The sequence below is a fragment of the Flavobacterium sp. H4147 genome (assembly GCF_029360735.1).
In the GTDB taxonomy this organism is placed as follows: Bacteria; Bacteroidota; Bacteroidia; order Flavobacteriales; family Flavobacteriaceae; genus Flavobacterium; species Flavobacterium endoglycinae.
Genome location: NZ_JARKNB010000001.1, coordinates 575105 through 594232 on the forward strand (window position 1 = coordinate 575105; position 19128 = coordinate 594232).

Annotated in this window: 16 protein-coding genes and 1 riboswitch; of the genes, 1 reads left to right on the top strand and 15 read right to left on the bottom strand. The window is 33.9% G+C overall.

Features of this window, described 5'->3' with window-relative positions:
* Positions 1-56: 56 nt before the first annotated feature.
* The 4 genes from P2W75_RS02470 to P2W75_RS02485 all read right to left on the bottom strand — a co-directional run bounded on the left by P2W75_RS02470 (position 57) and on the right by P2W75_RS02485 (position 4213).
* A complete protein-coding gene (locus tag P2W75_RS02470; protein ID WP_207297958.1) occupies positions 57-1301 on the bottom strand; it encodes a sulfate adenylyltransferase subunit 1 in 1245 nt (414 codons plus the stop codon).
* A 142-nt stretch (positions 1302-1443) separates the two neighbouring features.
* Positions 1444-2343, bottom strand: a complete 900-nt coding sequence (cysD, locus tag P2W75_RS02475) for a sulfate adenylyltransferase subunit CysD (RefSeq protein ID WP_008466601.1) — start codon at positions 2341-2343, stop codon at positions 1444-1446.
* 230 nt (positions 2344-2573) lie between these two features.
* Positions 2574-3284, bottom strand: a complete 711-nt coding sequence (locus P2W75_RS02480) for a phosphoadenylyl-sulfate reductase (RefSeq protein ID WP_276378778.1) — start codon at positions 3282-3284, stop codon at positions 2574-2576.
* Between the two features lie 26 nt (positions 3285-3310).
* A complete protein-coding gene (locus tag P2W75_RS02485) occupies positions 3311-4213 on the bottom strand; it encodes a sulfite exporter TauE/SafE family protein (RefSeq protein WP_207297960.1) in 903 nt (300 codons plus the stop codon).
* Positions 4214-4521: 308 nt separating this feature from the next.
* Between P2W75_RS02485 and P2W75_RS02490 the strand changes: the two genes are divergently transcribed.
* Positions 4522-5304: a sulfite exporter TauE/SafE family protein gene (locus P2W75_RS02490; protein ID WP_276378780.1), complete on the top strand. Its 783-nt coding sequence runs from the start codon at positions 4522-4524 to the stop codon at positions 5302-5304.
* 91 nt (positions 5305-5395) lie between these two features.
* Here the strand turns inward: P2W75_RS02490 and P2W75_RS02495 are convergent, their stop codons facing one another.
* The 11 genes from P2W75_RS02495 to P2W75_RS02545 all read right to left on the bottom strand — a co-directional run bounded on the left by P2W75_RS02495 (position 5396) and on the right by P2W75_RS02545 (position 19081).
* On the bottom strand, positions 5396-5806 hold the full coding sequence (locus tag P2W75_RS02495; RefSeq protein ID WP_008466594.1) for an Rrf2 family transcriptional regulator: 411 nt from the start codon (positions 5804-5806) through the stop codon (positions 5396-5398).
* Positions 5807-5941: 135 nt separating this feature from the next.
* A complete protein-coding gene (locus P2W75_RS02500) occupies positions 5942-6448 on the bottom strand; it encodes an RDD family protein (RefSeq protein WP_207297962.1) in 507 nt (168 codons plus the stop codon).
* 154 nt (positions 6449-6602) lie between these two features.
* Complete coding sequence (locus tag P2W75_RS02505) at positions 6603-7775, bottom strand: PLP-dependent aspartate aminotransferase family protein (RefSeq protein ID WP_207297963.1); 1173 nt, start codon at positions 7773-7775, stop codon at positions 6603-6605.
* A 169-nt stretch (positions 7776-7944) separates the two neighbouring features.
* Positions 7945-8370 carry an OsmC family protein gene (locus P2W75_RS02510; RefSeq protein ID WP_207297964.1) on the bottom strand — a complete coding sequence of 142 codons (426 nt, stop codon included), beginning with the start codon at positions 8368-8370 and terminating at the stop codon, positions 7945-7947.
* A gap of 83 nt (positions 8371-8453) precedes the next feature.
* Positions 8454-10868, bottom strand: a complete 2415-nt coding sequence (gene thrA, locus P2W75_RS02515) for a bifunctional aspartate kinase/homoserine dehydrogenase I (protein ID WP_207297965.1) — start codon at positions 10866-10868, stop codon at positions 8454-8456.
* 1 nt (position 10869) lies between these two features.
* Positions 10870-11859, bottom strand: a complete 990-nt coding sequence (locus tag P2W75_RS02520; RefSeq protein ID WP_373921619.1) for an alpha/beta fold hydrolase — start codon at positions 11857-11859, stop codon at positions 10870-10872.
* A 72-nt stretch (positions 11860-11931) separates the two neighbouring features.
* Positions 11932-12040, bottom strand: a riboswitch (SAM riboswitch).
* Between the two features lie 190 nt (positions 12041-12230).
* Positions 12231-12431 carry a hypothetical protein gene (locus P2W75_RS02525; protein ID WP_276378784.1) on the bottom strand — a complete coding sequence of 67 codons (201 nt, stop codon included), beginning with the start codon at positions 12429-12431 and terminating at the stop codon, positions 12231-12233.
* 552 nt (positions 12432-12983) lie between these two features.
* On the bottom strand, positions 12984-14072 hold the full coding sequence (locus tag P2W75_RS02530) for an aspartate kinase (RefSeq protein WP_207297968.1): 1089 nt from the start codon (positions 14070-14072) through the stop codon (positions 12984-12986).
* Positions 14073-14256: 184 nt separating this feature from the next.
* The gene (locus tag P2W75_RS02535; RefSeq protein ID WP_276378785.1) at positions 14257-15561 is read right to left on the bottom strand and encodes an O-acetylhomoserine aminocarboxypropyltransferase/cysteine synthase family protein; all 1305 of its coding nucleotides are present in this window, start codon (positions 15559-15561) and stop codon (positions 14257-14259) included.
* Positions 15562-15625: 64 nt separating this feature from the next.
* Entirely contained in the window at positions 15626-15814 is a 189-nt protein-coding gene (locus tag P2W75_RS02540) for a hypothetical protein (RefSeq protein WP_276378786.1), read from the bottom strand.
* A gap of 420 nt (positions 15815-16234) precedes the next feature.
* Positions 16235-19081: a TonB-dependent siderophore receptor gene (locus P2W75_RS02545; protein WP_276378787.1), complete on the bottom strand. Its 2847-nt coding sequence runs from the start codon at positions 19079-19081 to the stop codon at positions 16235-16237.
* Positions 19082-19128: the final 47 nt, after the last annotated feature.

The following is a 19128-nucleotide window of genomic DNA, read 5'->3' on the forward strand; positions in this document are numbered from 1 at the left end:
GCTGGTTGTTGGTTTGCTGGCAGAATAACTATCAACCAAAAACCATCAACTATCAACTAGCGAATGAATCCTACTCCTGCTGTTGTATTCGTTGCTGTATCAATTAAGATAAAAGCTCCATTTGATTTGTTTTCGTTGTAAGCGTCAAAATATAAAGGTTTGCTTAGTTTGATGCTTACTTCTCCGATTTCGTTTATCGCTAATTGCGAAGCTTCTGTTGTTCCTGAATAATCAGTTGCAATTGTGTTTTTAATGCTTTCTACTTTTGCTAAAACTCTATTCGTATTGTGCTGTACAAGATATTTAGTTCCTGGAACCAGTTTTTTACTGTCCATCCAGCAAACTGTCGTTGTAATATCTTTTTCAATTCTTGGAAGCTCATCTGATTTTACAATCATATCGCCTCTCGTTACATTGATATCATTTTCTAATTCGATTGTGATTGAAGAACCTGCAGAAGCTTCGTCAAATGATTTATCGAAGAAGTGAATTTTTGAAACTTTTGATTGTGTTAAAGAAGGAAGAACCGTTACAGCATCTCCAACTTTAATAGAGTTTCCGTATAATTTTCCAGCATAACCTCTGAAATCGTGGTATTCTTCTGTTTTTGGACGAATAACGGTTTGAACTGGGAAACGTGCTTTTCCTGCCTCATAAACATCATGAGAATGCAATCCTTCTAAATGTTCTAAAACAGTTTGTCCATTGTACCAAGGCATGTTTTCTGATTTGTCTACTACGTTTCCACCGTTGATTGCGCTTAACGGAATGTAGCTTACGTTTTGCTCTTTGAAAGTACTTTTGGCGTTTAATGCCTCAAAATCAGCTTTGATTTTATTGAAAACTTCTTCAGAATAATCTACTAAGTCCATTTTGTTGATGGCAACGATTACTTCTTTTACTCTCAATAAATTGTTGATAAAAAAGTGACGGTATGTCTGCTCAATAACTCCTTTTCTAGCATCGATTAAAATGATCGAAACCTGAGAAGTTGAAGCTCCTGTAACCATGTTTCTTGTATATTCTACGTGACCTGGAGTATCGGCAATAATGTAACTTTTCTTTGCAGTCGAAAAATAAATATGCGCAACGTCAATCGTGATTCCTTGCTCTCTTTCCGCCACTAATCCGTCAGTTGCCAAAGAGAAATCTAAATAATCGTATCCTTTTTGCTTACTGCTTTTTTCGATTGCTTCAATTTTATCTGTAGTCAATGATTTTGTGTCGTACAATAATCTTCCGATCAAAGTACTTTTTCCGTCATCTACACTTCCTGCTGTTGCTATTTTTAAAACGTCCATTCTAATATTTTTGTTTCAGGTTTAATTTTTTGTTTCAGGTTTCAAGTTTCACGTTGTTTGCCTTTGAACTAAAATTTAAATCTGTATGTTTTTGTTTTCTTGATTCTAACTTTTAATTTTTAATTCTCAATTTTTAATTAAATTAAAAGTAACCTTGTTGTTTTCTTTTTTCCATTGCAGCTTCAGAACGTTTGTCATCGATTCTGGCACCTCTTTCAGAGATAGTTGATGATCTGATTTCTCCAACCACTTCTTCGATTGTTGCTGCGTAAGATTCAACAGCTGCTGTACAGCTCATATCTCCAACGGTTCTGAAGCGAACAATTCTTTCTTCGATTTGTTCGTCTTCTTCTTGGTACACAAAAGGAGAATGCGACCAGATTAAACCGTCTCTCAAAAAAACTTTTCTTTTATGTGAGAAATAGATGGACGGAATCTCGATTTTTTCTTTTTCGATATAACTCCAAACATCTAATTCTGTCCAGTTTGAAATTGGAAAAACACGAACGTTTTGTCCATTTTCGATTTTTCCATTTAAGATATCAAACAACTCAGGTCTTTGATTTTTTTCGTCCCATTGCCCGAAATCATCACGAACAGAGAAAATACGTTCTTTTGCTCTTGCTTTTTCTTCATCACGACGCGCACCGCCAATACAAGCATCAAATTTAAATTCTTCAATGGCATCCAAAAGTGTTGTAGTCTGTAAGCTGTTACGGCTTGAATATTTACCAGTTTCTTCAACCACTTTTCCTTCATCAATAGCATCCTGAACATTACGAACAATCAACTCTAAACCTAATTCTTCTACCAATTTATCTCTGAAAGCAATTGTTTCAGGAAAATTGTGTCCCGTATCAACGTGTAATAGAGGAAACGGAATCTTGGCAGGAAAAAATGCTTTTTGTGCCAAACGCACTAATGTAATAGAATCTTTTCCTCCTGAAAAAAGTAAAACCGGTTTGTCAAACTGTGAAATTACTTCTCTGAAAATATATATCGCTTCACTCTCTAAAGCGTTTGTTTTTAATACTGAACTCATTGTTTTTTTGTTTGATATTTTTGTTGTGAAAATTTTGTTTCAGGTTTAAAGTTTCAAGTTTTCTGCCCGATCTAAAATCTCCACTCTTTATTCTATTCTCTTTAACCTCATCGGATTAAAATCCGGCGCTACAATATGAATCGTTCCTCCGGAACTAAAATCTATATTCTTTATTTTGTTCTATTTTCTTAAACGAAAGTCTTGCCTCTTGCCTCTTTCTTCTAAAAAATCTATTCTTTCTTAGCACTATGCAGACCACATTCTTTATGGCTTGATTCCCACCACCATCTTCCGGCTCTAATGTCTTCACCAGGAAAAATGGCTCTCGTGCAAGGCGCGCATCCTATGCTTATAAAACCTTCTTTGTGTAAAGCATTTTGAGGGACATTAAATTCTTTCAGATGATTTTCAACTTCTTCTAAAGTCCATTTTAACAGTGGATTGAATTTGATAATTTCAAAGTTTCCGTCGTATTCAAACAAGCTTAAATCGTGTCTGTTTTCTGATTGCTCTGCTCTTAAACCTGTAATCCAGACTGCATTTCCTGCCAAAGCTTTTCTTAAGGGAACTACTTTTCGAATAAAACAGCACTCTTTTCTGTTTTCAACCGAATCGTAAAAACTGTTTGGTCCTTTTGTTTGAAGCAGATTTTCTACTGATGCCGCTTCTGGGAAATAAACTTCAATTTGTTTTTTGTATTTCTTTAAAGTTCTATGGAAAACATCGTAAGTTTCCTGAAATAATCTTCCTGTATCTAAAGTAAAAACCTTAATTGGAATATCATTTTTGAAGACAAAGTCAGTAATTACCTGATCTTCCTGCCCAAATGAAGTTGAAAAAGTAACCTGATTTGGATATCTTTCTGCTAAAAAACTCAAAGTTTCTTCAAGGGAAAAATCTTTAGTTTTTTCTAATAAATCTTGTACAATACTCGCACTCATAATCTCTTTCTTTCTAAAATTATTTTTTACAATAATTTAGACAATGTTTTTAAACTCAATATTATAATTAGAACTCCAACTGCAACCATCATTGGTTTTCTTTTGATTTTATTCACCAAATAAGCTGCTAATGGCGCCGAAATAACTCCTCCTAAAATTAATCCGATGATTACCTGCCAGCCGTGGATTCCTCCAAAAAGCATGAAAGTAATACCGCTTGCAAATGAAATCGCAAACTCAGCTGCGTTTACAGAACCAATGGTATATCTTGGATTTCTTCCTCTTCCTAATAATGTTGAAGTCACAATTGGCCCCCAGCCACCTCCTCCAATAGAATCCATAAAACCTCCAAAAACAGCCAAAACGCCTAATTTTTTAGTCTTCTTTTTTACAATGCTTTTTCTTAATGCCTTTTTGATAATTACAACCGCCAGAATAATCATGTAAACCGCAATAAATGGCTTAATAATATCTCCATCAATAACATCCGACAACAAATAAGCTCCTGTGATTGAACCTAAAACTCCCGGAATCAGCAAATGTTTTACCAGTTTTTTATTGATATTTCCAAAACGGTGATGCGAAAGTGCCGATGCTCCTGTTGTAAACATTTCCGAAACGTGAACCGCTGTACTGCTCACTACTGGTGGAACTCCATAAGCCAATAAAAATGAGGTTGAAGTCGCTCCGTAACCCATTCCTAAAGTTCCGTCAACTAATTGAGCGAAAACTCCAATAGCAAAAAATACTAAGAACTCTTCATTAAAACCATTTACAAATCCATCCCACGTAAATTCAGCGTGATGATTGTATATTAATACAGATAATAAACTTACTAGCAAAACGACAGGTATGACAACCCACAAATTTCCTTTTGAAAAAGCATTAGACTTGATCGCAGTGTTGTTCAATTTAAGTTCATTTTCCATATTTCTTAAGATTTTTTATTCTTAAAAATCTATTATCCTATCGGCTTAGTAGATTACTTTGCAAATGTACTATATATTTTGAAATATCAAAACAATATATTTAGTTTTTTACAGAAGCTATCTTACTATAAACCAAGACAAAAGAAATTTAATAAAGGATTAATAATTTATTTAACAAATTAGGCGCTGCTTCGTTAGATTATAACAGCGTACTTTAATTTTGTGATTTGTAAAAATACACATTTAATCTCTATAAAATCCATAGGATAATTATAAAATTGTTATTATTTTAGCTCCAAATTTTTATTATGGATTTTCAGATTGGTCTTGTAATTGCAGGTTTAACTGTGGGCTTTATTGTTGGATTAACAGGTGTTGGCGGAGGCTCTTTAATGACTCCAATTTTATTATATTTTGGTATTTCTCCAACAACCGCAGTGGGCACAGACTTACTTTATGCTGCTTTTACCAAAGCGGGAGGCGTATTTGTACATAACAAAAAAGGAAACATTAACTGGAAAATTACCGGATGGCTTACCTTAGGAAGTGTTCCCGCTGCTTTATTGACTTTATGGATATTAAACAGTATTAAAACCGATATTGAAACTATAAATCGTGTAATAAAATATAGTTTAGGCTGGGCATTATTGTTTACCTCGATTGCCATTATATTCAAAAATAAAATTTTAGTCTTTTCTCAAAAACATGCTGGAGATAAATTTCATAAAGAAAGCAAAACTCAAAACATGCTCACTATTGGAATAGGAATTTTATTAGGGGCAACTGTAACTTTAACTTCTATTGGAGCTGGAGCATTAGGAACGGTAACTTTATTTTTCCTCTATCCGCTTTTACCAACACCACGTTTAGTAGGAACTGAAATTGCACATGCTGTTCCTCTAACTTTAGTTGCCGGAATTGGACATGCTTCTATGGGAAATCTAGATTTAGTATTACTAGTGCAATTATTAATGGGATCACTTCCTGGAATCTATATCGGAAGTATGTTAAGTGGAAAAGTGCCGGATCAATTCCTTAGAAATGCGATTGCTGTAATGCTTTTCATGGCAGGATATAAATTGATCTTTTAAGATAAATTTTAAAATCAAGTTATATAAGTTCACTTAACAAGCTTTGCGCAAAGTCTAAAATGAACTTATATAACTTTTATGGTTTATTTTTTTAGAATGCTATATCTGCTAAAGAATTACTTTCTAATATTTTAAGTGTATTATCACGAACTTCTGTCATTAAACGTCGTGCCGCACAGGTCGATTCATCATCGCAGTCATCACATCTTTCGTAGAAATTATGACTTGCACAAGGCAGTAATGCGATTGGCCCCTCTAGAATACGATAGACTTTCGCCATACTGATGTCTTTTGGATCTTTGATTAAATAATATCCTCCGCCTTTGCCTTTTTTTGCACCAAGAAATCCAGAGTTTCTTAAAAGCAATAAAATGCTTTCCAAAAATTTAATCGAAATGTGTTCACTCTTCGCAATTTCGGCTATTTGCACAGGTTCATTATTTTCCCGTCTAGCCAGATAAGTTAAGGCTTTAATTCCGTATTTTGTTTTCTTTGAAAGCACTATTTTTATGTTTTAGATTGAAGACTGCAAATTCTAGATTTTCCTAAAACAAACAGCTTCATATTTTTCTGCAACAAAAATAGGATTTTTAAATGAGAAAAATAACAGTAGAATAGTTAAATTCTACTAAATCCATCAAATTACTTCGTTATTTCCGATTAAATTGAATTCGTGAAAGACTTTAACTTCTTCTTCTAATTCTTTTTTATTCACTACATAAGTGTCCGAAATTGAATCATGCCAGCCTCTTCCTGAATTTCCTAAAAACGAAAGTCCGTCGAAGGGAATTATTCGGCTGAAGCTTCTTTTCAAAATATCTGCAAAATCAGGTTTAACACCATTTTCATCTACAACAATGGTTCCTGTTATTAATTTGCCTAAAGATCTGCCAAAAATACCTTCTGTTACAGCATAGTAAACTATTGTGATTAGAATAAAAATCAATCTTCCTTCTAAATCCCCAATATTGTCTAACCAAACAAAAATTCCATGTAATTCAAAAAGACTTCCAATTAATCCTAAAATAACACCTAACACAAATAATAAGGCAAGTACCATAATATTATCCAGAAGGTAATTCAGAAATCGCTGCCCTTTTGAAGCCAATAATTTTTCATCAAGAATGTAAGTAGAGTTACTCATAGGTTGGTTTGGTTTAGTTAAATGATTTTGAATATGGTTTTAACAAAAATAGATTTTTTACCGAAACAACCATAAAAAAGAATGACGATTTTTAACAGTAAAATAATTACTATCAAAAATCGTCATTGTATAATTTAGAAATCTAAAATTTCAATTAAGAAAGTGCTTGTTTTAAATCGGCAATTACATCTTCTACTGTTTCTAAACCAACAGAAACACGAACTAAACCTTGCGTGATTCCAACTGCTAGTTGATCTTCTTCAGATAATTTGCTGTGTGTTGTAGAAGCCGGATGTGTAACAATTGTTCTGGTATCTCCAATATTTGCTGACAATGAACAAAGTTTAATACTGTTTAAGAATTTTCTTCCAGCTTCGATTCCGCCTTTTATTTCAAATGCAATAATATTTCCACCCGCTTTCATTTGTTTTTTGGCAATTTCATATTGCGGATGCGATTTCAAGAATGGATATTTTACACTGTTTACATTTGGATGGCTTTCTAAAAATTCAGCTACTTTTAAAGCATTTTCGCAGTGTCTATCCACACGAACAGCCAATGTTTCTAAACTTTTTGATAACACCCAAGCATTAAACGGCGCCAAAGCTGGTCCTGTATTTCTAGAAAATAAATAAATCTGTCTGATTAAATCAGCGTTTCCAACGGTTACACCACCAAGAACACGACCTTGTCCGTCGATTAATTTTGTAGCCGAGTGAATCACCAAATCCGCTCCAAATTTAATTGGCTGCTGTAAATAGGGTGTTGCAAAACAATTATCGATTATTAAAATCAAGTTGTGTTTTTTGGCTATATTTCCTAACAATTCTAAATCAATTACATCTACTCCAGGATTTGTTGGAGATTCAGCGTATAATATTTTGGTATTTGGTTTAATTAAGCTCTCTATTGTTTCTGGCTTATTAATTTCAAAATAAGAAGTTTCGATATTCCATTTTGGAAAATAAGTCATAAACAAAGCGTGAGTTGAACCAAAAACACTGCTCGCAGAAACAATATGATCTCCAGAATTTAATAACGCCGCGAAAGTAGAATATACTGCCGCCATACCCGTTGCAAAAGCATAACCCGATTCTGCACCTTCCATTTTGCAGATTTTATCGACAAATTCTGTTGTATTTGGATTGCTGAAACGGCTGTAAATATTTCTTTCTTTTTCTTCTGTAAATGAAGCTCTCATATCTTCGGCATCTTCAAAAACAAAGCTTGACGATAGGTACAAAGGCACCGAATGTTCTAAATATTGTGATCTTTCTAATTGTGTTCTAATGGCTTGTGTTTCAAAACCAAATTCTTCTGTATTCATTGTGTTGTTTTTGTGTTTTTGTTCTTTTTCGTTTTAAGTTTAACGTTTCAAGTTTTTACTTTGCGTTAAAATTCAAACAGATATAGAGTTATTATGTTCATCTTAAAAATTATCTGATTGACTCATTTTACAAATTGAACAATTCTCAAATTGACTCATTTTCTAATTATTACAAAGCTTCTTTATTTAAAACTACTTTGTATTTAATGGTTGCTGTTGGTTCAACCGTTTTGGCAACTGAACAGTATTTCTCGAAAGAAAGCTGTGCTGCTTTTTTTGCTTTTTCCGGATTGATTTCTCCTTCTAAATAGAAAACCACATCGATTTCTTTAAAGGGTTTTGCTTCTCCAACTTGAACACGAAGTCCTTCAACCTCAGCATCAAATGAAGTGATTTCCTGACGCTGTTTTTTCAAAATTGAAATCATATCGATAGCACTGCATCCTGCCACTCCCATTAGTACTAATTCCATTGGACTTGCACCTAAATCGCTTCCGCCAAATTCGGCTCTGCTGTCAACGTCAACTACGTGTCCGCGTTCATTTTTTACTTTGAAATGAAATGCGTCATTTACTCTGTTTAAAGTTACTTTCATTGTGTTGTTATTTTTTTTGTTTTTTATTCTTGTCATTGCAAGATCACCAATCTAAAATCAAAAATCTGCAATCTAAAATTCAATTATCCTTTATCAGATAATCTTAAAATATCTCCGAAAACGCCTCTCGCTGTAACAGCAGAACCTGCACCAGCTCCTTGAATAACGATTGGACGATCTCCGTAAGATTCTGTGTAAATTTCGAAGAATGAATCAGAACCTTTTAATCCGCCAAGAGCTGTGTCTGATGGAACCGAAACTAATTTCACTTCTAAATTTCCTTTGTCATTCTGTAAATCTCCAGACAATTCACCAATGTATCTCAACACGTGATTTGGCTGTTGTTCTGCTTTTATTTTTGCATAAATTGGATCAAATTCTTTCAATTTTGTCAAGAAATCGGCTGCGCTTCCTTCACGCAAGTGGTCTGGAATTAAATTCTGAATTGAGATTTCTTCAAATTCATTTTGCAAGTCTAATTCTCTAGCTAAAATTAATAATTTTCTACCAACATCATTTCCGCATAAATCTTCACGCGGATCTGGTTCTGTATATCCGTTATCAATTGCTTCTTGTAAAATTTTACTAAACGGAGCATCTTTCGCAGAGAAATTATTGAATAAATAACTTAATGTTCCAGAGAAAACGCCTTTAATTTTAGTGATGTTTTCACCTGAAAGATGCAGTAATTTAATGGTGTCAATTAATGGCAATCCTGCTCCAACATTGGTTTCGTATAAATAATTCTTTTGATTTTCCGCCAATGCTTTTCTCAATTCTTTGTAAAAACCATACGTTAACGTATTGGCTACTTTATTTGAAGAGATCAAATCGAAACTGCTTTCTACAAGCGGAATGTAGTTTTCTACAAAAGAAGCACTTGCTGTATTATCTACTGCAATTAAATTTTCTAAATGATGTTCATTAGCATAAGCTATAATATCCTGAATCGTGTATGGCTCGCCTTTGGTTTCAATATCGGTTTTCCAGTTATTATTTACACCGTGTCTGTTTAAAAGCAATTTTTTAGAATTGGCAATCGCAAATACATTCAGCTTAATATCTTTTCGTTTTTCGATTGATGAAGCCGATTCTAAAATTTGGTTAATCAAAGTTCCGCCTACTAAACCGTGTCCGAAAATAGCAATGTTGATTTTTTTAGAAACCCCAAAAATCTCTCCGTGAATTACGTTTAAAGCTTTCGTGAGTTCTTCTTTTTTAACCACCAAACTCACGTTTTTACCCGTAACGGTATTGTTGAATAAAATTGGAACAATTTTGTTTTTAATTAAAGCTGTATACGGTTTGTGGAAAGTACTTAAGTCCTGACCAATGATTGAAATTACAGACACATTATCAGTTACGGTAATCTGATTTACGTCTTTAGAATAAAAGTCGTTTTCGAATTCTTTTTCCAATTCGACCATTGCCAATGTTGCTTTGTCTTTGGCCACAACCAATCCGATTCCTCTTTCTGAAGAACCTTGCGAAATAATGCTTACACTGATGTTGTGATCGCCCATTACTTTGAAGATTCGGGCATCAACTCCGGCTTTCCCTAGTAATCCGCGTCCTTCAAGATTTACCAGTGATACATTTTCTAAAACCGAAAGTGTCTTGATTCCTTCTTTTTGAGAATTTGAAGTAATTAAAGTTCCGTGGTTTTCGTGATTGAAGGTGTTTAAAATACGCAGTGGAATATTCTTTTCTAATAACGGAATAATGGTTTTTGCATGCAGAATAGTGGCTCCAAAATTAGCCAGCTCATTTGCTTCGTTAAATGATAAGAATTCGATTTTTTTAGCATCTGCTACTAAATCTGGGTTTGCTGTGTAAATTCCGTCAACGTGCGTGAAATTTTGAAGCTCTTCTGCATCCAAATAGTTCGCAATTAACGAAGCGGTGTAATTGCTTCCGTTTCTTCCTAAAGTAGTTGTGTCGTTGTTGTTGTTAGATCCAATGAAACCTGTTACGATATTCACCGTTTCTCCGTTATGAAGCTTGAAATAATTAATAACGTTTTTCTTAGAAAGTTGTTCTAAAGGCTGCGCATCACCAAATTTAGAGTCTGTTTTTAAAAGTTCTCTTGTATCTACGAAATTGGCAGGAATTCCTTTTTCAACTAAAATAGAAGTCAATAATTTCGCCGAAAGCAATTCTCCTTTTGATAAAATCTGATCTTTGATTTTATTGCTGTAATCTCCAATCAGACTTACTCCTTCAAAAAGTTTGTCTAAAACATTGAATTCTTCTGATAAATCAACTTGCGGATAATCGGAAGCTTGATATGCTTTAAAACTTTCCAAAAGAGGTTTGTAGTTTCCGTTTTTAGCGGCAATTCTTAGTATATCTTCTAGTTCATCTGTTGCATTTCCGCGGGCAGAAACGACTACGGCAATTCTTTCGCCTTGATTTACTTTATCTGAAATGATTGAAATTACTTTGTTAAGTCCTTCTCCGTTTGATAATGATTTACCTCCAAATTTTAATATTTTCATTTTATTTTGCTATTGTTTCTGCCTTAAAAATATCGGCAAGTAAATGATCTAATTGTTTGTACTCTATTAAAAAAGCGTCATGTCCGTGAACCGAATCTATTTCGCTGTATGAAACATTGTTTTTAAACTTCTTTAATTCATTATAAGTTTCCAGATTTTCTTTTGGTGTAAAAAATAAATCTGAGTTGATTGCAATAATATGTATTGCGGCATTTGATTTGGAAATTAATGTCTCGAAATCCTCACTATTTCGAGTTATATCGATTGTTTTCAGCAATTGGTTCATCAATTTATAAGAAGCGAGCTGATAACGTTTCTGCAGCTTGTTTCCGTGATGTGCGAGCCAGCTTTCGATATTAAAAATCAAAAGATCCTGATTGATGGTTCGTTGAAATTTTTCTTTGAAAGATTCTGGAGAACGGTAACACAGCATAGCGTGAATTCTGGCATCTTCGATTGGTTTTGATGAATTGTTCAGAATCTGTTCTTGCAGGAAACAATTGGCAATCATCCAGTCGGTCGATTTCCAGTCGGTTGCAATTGGAATTAAGTGTTCGGTGATATTTGGCGCCAAAGCTAGAATTTCCCAAGCTACTCCACCGCCAACAGAGCCGCCGATTATAGCAAATACCTGTTCGATTTGTAACGCTTCAAGACCTTGCAGAAAGATTCTAGCAATGTCTCGTGTTTTAAAATCCAGATAGTTTTCAATGATAAAAGAATCATTGCCGTTGCCTGGAACATTAAAGGCTAGAATGGTAAATTTATGGGTATCTATTGTTTTACCATCACCAATTAAATCGCTCCACCAACCATTCTCTCCAGTTACTTGTGCATTTCCTGTTAAAGCATGGTTTACCAGAACAATTGGGGCAGAATGCAACGGCTGGCCAGAAAGTGTAAAACTTAAAGGCAGCGATGGATAAACTGCACCACTTTCGGTGATGAAATTTTGAATTATAATGGGACTTGGTATATTTTCCAATTTCAAATCTTTTTTATTTTTGATTTGTATGTGGAAATATTAGAAAGAAAGTCTAGAGTGAAACTAGAAAAATTCTTGTTGTTATCTTTCCACGTTTGGGCGTGGTAGAATGCAGCACCTTCTTCGAATTAACGAAGGGTTGCTAAGGATTCATCGGGTCTAATCCCTCCTCCTTTCTTTATAACATTTCAATACGTTTTTGAACTTAACGGTGCAAATTAACTACTAATTTCTTAAACAAACAAATTTTATCGAAACTGATTCTTCAATTTCTTAGATATAATTCAATCAGAAACTATTGTACGCACAAAATTACCGAACGTTATGCCCAGTAATGTTATGCAGGTTTTTAACCTAATTTATGGTTCTTTTTCAACTTAGATGAAAAGCGTTTCATTTTCTTTTGAGTACATCAAAAACGTTAATGAATTTGGCAGGTTTTTCACCAATTTTTTATCCGTTTCTGTTATTCCAAAACTTGGATGGATTAATTCATTTGTTGGCGGCGGATTATTTCTTTCGTTTTTCCTGTTTCTGAATGTTGAAAGTTTTTTTCTTAGGAAGTTTATTGCACTCATGATATTTAAGTTTAAGTCAGTTATTATTATTTTATAATCTTTATTTTTTCTTTAATTCTTTGTTACTGTAACCAAAATGAATAAAAAAACCCTTTTGGATTTTTAATACCAAAAGGGTCTAAGTTTTTATGGAACTTATATATACTTTTAGTATCAACAGACGCATACACAAATACGTGCGACATTGAACATCTTGTTCATCTGAAGGGACTTATTCATTTGCGATTTGACTGTTATTTTAAAAAAATCTTGCATTTATTACTTTTTATAAACTTCCCGAATTGATTATTTTACCGAAAGTGTTTTATTCATTGTTAACAAACTATTCTCTGTTTTTAACAATTTTTTAGTTTGTCTTACAAATGTGCGAATATTTTTCGAATATTCCAAGTTATAAAAGCCCAATTTTTCTAAAATAACGTTAAAAAACAGCTTTTTACCGCTAAAAAACATCTTACAAAATTTATTTTTGAATAAACGAAGGTTTTGTCTTACAAAAATTAACTGACTTTCTGTTTCAATCTTTCAAAGAACTACTAATATTAGAGCCACTTAAAGCCAGACAGCTTCTTTATTTTTAATTTTTTCGGCTACTTTTAAAATATCCGCTATAACTCCTCTTGCAATTGCTTGTCGGCTTGCCGCAGCACTTTGAATGACTATTGGAGTATTTGCATACGATTTGGTATAAATTTCAAAAATAGAATCAGAACCTTTCAATTGTCCAATTGCGGAAGTAACAGGTTCCGAAATCAATTTGACTTCAAGTGTGTTTTTCTCCACATCAAATTCGCCTACATATCGCAATACATGATTTTCTGCTTGTGTGATTTTGGCGATTTTAAAAGATTTGTCGATTGCTTCTTTATTTAGAATGCCATTTTTTTCTAAATGTTCTTCTTTTATAAGCGGATGGATTTTTATATCTGAAAATTCAAATTCTTTGCCTATTTCACGGGTAAGAATCAATAATTTCTTTGCGGTGTCATTTCCAGACAAATCTTCTTTAAAAGTAGATCGCATTAATCCTAGGAGACTAGCATCTTTTAAAACAGATGAAAAGGAGTTTTCTTCAGCCGAAAAACGATTAAAAACATAACTTAGATTATCTGAAAAGACGCCTCTTATTTTTGTTATTTTCTCGCCAGAGAAATACAAATCTCTTAAAGTTTGTAAAACCGGAATTCCGGTATCGACAGAGGTTTCATATAAAAACTCTTTATCATGCTTTTTGAGATTTTCTCTAAGCTTTTTATAAAGATCGATTGGAAGCGTATTGGCTTTTTTATTTACGGCAACAATATTAAATCCGTTTTCGATTAAAGTATTGTAATGTCCAATCAGTTCATCACTTGCAGTTGCATCGACTGCAATTAAATTTTCGAATTCATTTTCTTTGGCAAATTCGATAATATCTTCTACCCTAAAAGGAACGGCCAATTGTCGAAAATTGGTTTCCCAGGAATATCCAACACCTTCTTTCTCGAAAAAGGCAACTGTTGAATTGGTAATTATTGGAAAGTGAAAATCAACATTTCTACTCTGAAGAAAAAACTCTTGGCTTTCGATAATCTGATTGATTAAAGTGCTTCCAATATTACCAATTCCAAAAAGGATAATATTTATTTTTAGTTTTGACATAATTTTAATTTTTATATAAGTTCATTTAAATCAACGTTTATATTGAACCTGCCATGTTAGCGAGTAAACGCGGTGCGTTTCTAACTATATGGTTTATTTTATATCGATAGTCTTTTCATAAAAAATCACCCTTAGCAGAACTCACGCTGCTAAAGGCAATTTTTCAAACAAAAAACAAAAAAACCTAATTTTTATTAATGCTGTATTGCGATTGGGTTACGCTTTCAAAAACGGCTTGCAAATCGGCAATTAAATCTTCAACATCTTCTATTCCAACAGAAAGTCGGATTAAATCTTTCGAAACTCCTGTTGACAATTGTTCTTCTTCAGACAATTGCTGATGAGTGGTACTGGCTGGGTGGATAATCAGCGATTTGGTATCGCCAATATTGGCTAACAGCGAAAATAATCGTGTTTCATCTACAACTTTTTTGGCAGCATCAAATCCTCCTTTCAAACCAAAAGTTATGATTCCGCTTTGTCCTTCTGGAAGATATTTCTGAGCCAAATCATAATATTTATTGGTTTTCAAACCTGGATAGTTTACCCAAACCACCTCATCTTGCTGTTCTAACCATTCGGCTAATGCCAAAGCATTTTCACTGTGTTTTTTAATTCGGATTGACAGTGTTTCTAATCCCTGAATAATCTGAAAGGCGTTAAAAGGACTCAGAGCTGATCCGAAATCACGCAGTCCTTCAATTCTTGCTTTTGCAATAAAAGCGGCATTACCTAAAGCTTCGTGATACACTAATCCATGATATCCGGCAGAAGGTTCTGTAAATTCAGGGAATTTCCCGTTTGCCCAGTCAAAATTTCCAGCGTCAATGATTACACCGCCTAATGAAGTTCCGTTTCCGGCAATATATTTAGTTAAGGAATGAATTACAATATCGGCACCGTATTTAATTGGGTTTAATAAATAAGGTGTCGCAACTGTATTATCTACTATAAACGGCACTTTGAATGCTTTGGCTTCTGCCGAAATTCCTTTTAAGTCTAATACGTCTAATTTTGGATTCCCCAGAGATTCTACAAAGAAGGCTCTTGTGTTTTCTTTGGCGGCTTTGGTAAAGTTTTCTGGATTAGAAGGATCTACAAAAGTGGTTGTAATTCCTAATCGTGGCAGTGTTACACTTAATAAATTATAAGTTCCGCCGTATAAACTGTTAGATGCAACAATATGATCGCCAGCTCTAAGTAAAGTCAATAAAGTAGTCGCAATTGCAGATGCTCCAGATGCTGTAACTACAGCTCCAATTCCGCCTTCTAGTGCCGCCAAACGCTGTTCAAGGATATCATTTGTTGGATTGTTTAATCTTGTGTAGATAAAACCAGCTTCGGCTAATCCGAATAAATTAGCCGCATGATCTGCGCTATTAAATACGTATGATGACGTTTGGTAAATTGGTACTGCTCTTGTTCCTCCGTTTTTCGTTACATCATGTCCTGCGTGTAATGCGTTTGTTGCAAATTTTTGTGTACTCATGATTTCTTAGTTTTTTAGGTATTGTTAATACTATTATATATTGTAAATGAATTTTAGAATTGGTTTAAGCAAAAAAGTCTTCGCCTTCTTCTTCCAGATAATATAGTTGAAAGAGTAATGATTTCTGATTTTTTAAATCTTGTTCTTGATGCAGTCTTGCCACTTCTCTTGTAATATTTTCTGATTTTGTATTGTTGTTTTGAGAATCGTTTCTCAATAAATATTCTACTGCTATTGAATTTAATGTTTTCATGATCTTAATTTTAAATATTGAAATTAAAAAAGCCCTTTCGGATGGCTACCAAAAGGGCTTATAGTGTAACTATAACTAAAGATTTGTATCTTTTTACTTTTGGCAACAGCAAATTGGGATGCACATCTGCATCATTCTACAACACATCATATTTCCTTTTGCTATTGTTTTCATTTTATTTAAAATTGATTTTTTATTTTTAAACTCGACTAATTCGATAGAGTAAATGTAATAAGTATTTTTTTAACGACCAAATAAAAATTTAATATTTTCAATTATTTTTTTTCAACCTTTATAAAATCAAGGATTTGACTTAGCATTGTGATTAAGTTTAGCCACAGATTAAAAGATTACAATGATTTTAAATCAATGCTAATTCGTCTAACCCTTTCAATCTGTGGCTTAGTTTTTTTTAGTAGATTAAAATTTAAAGCTCAAACGGGCAAATCCAAATCTTCCGTTTAGTCCAAACTGCGAGACTGCTCTAGAATACGCAAATTGATTAGCGTTGCTTAAATCAGTACTTGGCGCAGGAGATAAAGTTGGAGTTGTATTGGTAAAGGCTGGCGTTGCCGGATTATTTCTATCTGGGTAAACATCTCCTATATTATTAAATCCAATTGTAGCTCTAAAATGTTCGTTGATTTGATATCCTAATGATAAATCGGTTACTAGTTTTGCGCTGTATTCTGGGTGTTCGTATACTGAAGCTGATCCGTCTAAATTTACATCTGTCGCTCCTGGATCAGTTACTTTACCAAAATAGCTGTTTCTTAAATAGATATCCAGTTTTTTAATACTGAAAGTAGTCATTAAATTAGCTTTTAATTTTGGAATAGCTTCTTCTAAATAAATGCGGCTAGATTCTGGGAAGAATGAATATCTAAATGGTTCTCCCCCAGCATCGATAATTGATTGCGGCACATTTAAATCTCCGACTCTTTTGGTTTCATTATAACTTAAAGCCAAATCGTTTTTAATTGCAAAATCTTGAATAACGTCGTATTTCTGAGAAATTACCAAATCTATTCCTTTTGTTTCAGAGTCAATTCCGTTTGTCCAGAAAGAAGCCCTTTCAACTCCTTTTAAATCAAACGCCTGCTGAAACAAGGTTAATGCATCTTTTTGTTCTTGCGATGTTGCAGCTGCAATCTGCGCATCTGTTGGTCTTGCATATTGTCCTGACAATACAATTCTATCGTTGATTCTTGTAAAGTAAGCATCAGTTGCAATAGTTATGTTGGCTTCTGGAATTTTAAAAGTAAATCCTGTACTGATACTTTTTGATTTTTCTGGCCTTAAGTTTTCTACACCAATACTTTTTGCTGCTTGAGAATCATTTGTAAAATATCCCACTTGATATGGTGATCCGTTGATGAATTGTGTCGAGCTTGATTCAAAATATTTTTGTTGTAATGAAGGCGCTCTAAAACCTGTTTGCCCAGAAATTCTCCAGTTAATGTTGTTAGTTAATTTTAAAAGAGAAGCTAATTTAAAGGTAACTGTACTTCCAAAATCTGAATAGTTTTCATAACGCGCTGCTCCATCTATAAGCCAGTTTTCAGTAGCATTCAATTCTAGATCGATATAAGCAGCTCCACTTTTTCTGTCTTTTTCTTTAGCATCTGATGGCTGAAATCCTGAAAATCCCTGCGCTCCCGCTCCACGTTTGTTTCCGAAAAAGTCAGTAACAATTAAAGGTGAATTACTTGGCAGAATTCCTGAAACTAAACTTCCATTTACATCATATAATCCATAAGAAGCTTCTTCTCCTGCTTTTATCTGATAGTTTTCATATCTGAATTCTCCACCAAATGCAATGTTTAAACCAGATAAAACATCTACCTTTTTACTGAAATCTAAATTAGTTGTGCTTTGCAAAAAGGAAACTTTTCCAGCATCAAAACTCGTTGGAGAATTTACTCCTAAAGTAGCATTGATGGTATTGTTTACATCATATTGAAAAGAGTTTGTTCCAAGATTTGTACTTAAATCAGTATCAAACCCAAACAATTGTGTATTCACTCCAACTGCTGCAGAGGCATCTAAAATTTTAGATTCTATTTCTGGTAAAAATCCGTTTTGATACACTTGCGTGAAAGTTCCTGAACCATTTGGAAGTCTATTAAAAGCATATGATTTACCATTTCTATAAGATACACCTCCAAAAGAATATAAAGATGTATTTTCCGTTAATGGGTATTTAGCATTATAATACGCTTGTCCCGAAGCCAGTTCTGACTGTCCCACACTCATATTATAGTCTCTTCTTTCCTGACCTCTATAGGCTAATTCATTATTCGTTACATCAAAATTCAAAGCGGTCTGCATTTGCGCAATTGTCGTGGCAGAAGAAATGGCATTTTGCTGTGCTGGAGTAAAATAACTTACCTGCGGTGCATATTGCTGCAATGAACTGATAATTTGTGCCGAGTTTGAAGTGTTATTGATATTGCTAAACAACGAATTGATTTCAACTCCATTTTGTGCTGCTCTGTTTTCTACTGCGTTGTAAGCATTAAAAATAGCGTTGCTTCTAATTCCTGCTCTGCTGGTTGTTTGTCTTGTAATGGCACTTCCGGTAATATTAAAGTAACTTCCTGGTTTTCCTAAAGATGTCCCGTAGTTTAAATCGGCTTGAAGAGTTTCTCCATCAGCTCCGCCTTTAAAATTATTTGATCCTGAAGATAGGTTGGCACCGTACTGAATTCCTCCAGAAACATAATTGGCATTCTTTTTCAGTACAATATTAATAACTCCCGCAATAGCATCCGAACCGTATTGTGCAGCGGCTCCATCTCTTAAAACTTCAATTCTTTCGATAGCAAAAGAGGGAATGGCATTTAAATCTGTTCCTACAGATCCTCTTCCTGGAGATCCGTTTATGTTTACTAAAGCACTGGTATGTCTTCTTTTTCCGTTTACTAAAATTAAAACCTGATCTGGTCCTAATCCTCTTAATTGTGCTGGATCAACGTGATCGGTTGCATCTGCTGTAGATGTTGCGTTACTGGTAAATGACGGCGCAACGTAATTTAAAATCTGGGTAACGCTGGTCTGCGGCGCTCCTTTTGTAATATCAGAGATATTGAAAACATCAACCGGAACAGGCACATCTGTTTTTACTCTGTTTTTACTTCTCGATCCAATTATGGTAACTTCTGATAATTCATTGTTTTTTAAAGTATCCTGCTCGGTTTTGTTATCTTGAGCATAAATTCCTAAAAAAGTCAAAAGACCTAAAACGATTATAACATTTTTCTTCATTTCTTTTTACTGATTAATTAGTTGTTTTTGGCTTACAAAAAAGTCTT

Coding starts and splice junctions, on each gene's coding strand:
- P2W75_RS02470 (WP_207297958.1), bottom strand. CDS start 1,301: ATGGACGTTTTAAAAATAGCAACAGCAGGAAGTGTAGATGACGGAAAA.
- cysD (WP_008466601.1), bottom strand. CDS start 2,343: ATGAGTTCAGTATTAAAAACAAACGCTTTAGAGAGTGAAGCGATATAT.
- P2W75_RS02480 (WP_276378778.1), bottom strand. CDS start 3,284: ATGAGTGCGAGTATTGTACAAGATTTATTAGAAAAAACTAAAGATTTT.
- P2W75_RS02485 (WP_207297960.1), bottom strand. CDS start 4,213: ATGGAAAATGAACTTAAATTGAACAACACTGCGATCAAGTCTAATGCT.
- P2W75_RS02490 (WP_276378780.1), top strand. CDS start 4,522: ATGGATTTTCAGATTGGTCTTGTAATTGCAGGTTTAACTGTGGGCTTT.
- P2W75_RS02500 (WP_207297962.1), bottom strand. CDS start 6,448: ATGAGTAACTCTACTTACATTCTTGATGAAAAATTATTGGCTTCAAAA.
- P2W75_RS02505 (WP_207297963.1), bottom strand. CDS start 7,775: ATGAATACAGAAGAATTTGGTTTTGAAACACAAGCCATTAGAACACAA.
- P2W75_RS02510 (WP_207297964.1), bottom strand. CDS start 8,370: ATGAAAGTAACTTTAAACAGAGTAAATGACGCATTTCATTTCAAAGTA.
- thrA (WP_207297965.1), bottom strand. CDS start 10,868: ATGAAAATATTAAAATTTGGAGGTAAATCATTATCAAACGGAGAAGGA.
- P2W75_RS02525 (WP_276378784.1), bottom strand. CDS start 12,431: ATGAGTGCAATAAACTTCCTAAGAAAAAAACTTTCAACATTCAGAAAC.
- P2W75_RS02530 (WP_207297968.1), bottom strand. CDS start 14,072: ATGTCAAAACTAAAAATAAATATTATCCTTTTTGGAATTGGTAATATT.
- P2W75_RS02535 (WP_276378785.1), bottom strand. CDS start 15,561: ATGAGTACACAAAAATTTGCAACAAACGCATTACACGCAGGACATGAT.
- P2W75_RS02540 (WP_276378786.1), bottom strand. CDS start 15,814: ATGAAAACATTAAATTCAATAGCAGTAGAATATTTATTGAGAAACGAT.
- P2W75_RS02545 (WP_276378787.1), bottom strand. CDS start 19,081: ATGAAGAAAAATGTTATAATCGTTTTAGGTCTTTTGACTTTTTTAGGA.